1 protein-coding gene and 1 pseudogene are annotated in these 927 nt (G+C 44.8%); both read right to left on the minus strand.

Annotation, left to right across the window (positions count from 1 at the left end):
- Positions 1–475, minus strand: a pseudogene (locus tag A3751_RS17620) (sigma-54-dependent Fis family transcriptional regulator); the annotation flags it as partial.
- A gap of 198 nt (positions 476–673) precedes the next feature.
- On the minus strand, positions 674–927 hold a 254-nt coding region (locus A3751_RS23055; RefSeq protein WP_197466462.1), incomplete at its 5' end, for a hypothetical protein.

Consider the following 927-nt stretch of genomic DNA (forward strand, 5'->3'; position numbering starts at 1 on the left):
CTTGAATAGTGCGACTCGTTCCAACAAGACTACGAAATAGCTCTGCTTCACGCTGATGGCCACGCTTGCTCGTTGCGGAAAATTGATCGCGATACAGTTGAGCACGATAAAGACTGTCTATCGTCTTATTGTATTCCAATGGCCGCTCAAGATTCGCGATCACTTTCTTCTTCAAAACGTCGTCAAGATCAAGCTCAGACGCGTCACCAATTACTAACACGGGAACGGCATCATTTGCCTCGTCCAGTTGAGCCACAATATCGCTGGCAGCGTCAACGGCCGCATCCAGCACCACGGCTCCGGCTTGCGGGGTAGCTGTCGCATCATCAAGATTTAGTAGACTCTGGTGGTCAGCACTCCAATCACTTGAACCTGCAGAAACGACAGTTTCACCAAGGAAATTCAAAATAACGGTAATATCACGAAGCACATCATGATCATCACTGATGACCAAAACGCTCGTATCCTGAGACATGGAATAAAGCCCTTTATTATCGCCTTCAAGAAGATTGAAGACCTGTTATTTAGGAACGCTTAAGATTGCGAATTTATTGGTCTCAATTAAAGCCTTAACACGGCAATTAGTCAATAAAACGTCATTAACCCTTAGAAATAAAAAAAACCGACAAAATTGTTCAATTTTTTGTCGGTTTTAGATATAACTAAGCGCCAATTATTTTGTGGACTGATTCGAGGTCTGGTAGGCCTTGATACCTTTTTGCTTTGTTTTCATACCACGAAGCTCAGTAGCGAGCCCGTCCCGAAAAGTACTCACGTAGGCGGTTAGATTGTCATAGATACCTGACAGCTTATGCAACTGCTCTGGCTTCAATGCCATCTCCTCCTGCCTGTTAGCACCAAGGTAGGATCTAATTTCCTCATCGATCAAGGCAATGCCTTCGATATCCTCAGCCTCTATGAGCGCTC

It is taken from the genome of Oleiphilus sp. HI0080 (assembly GCF_001635135.1).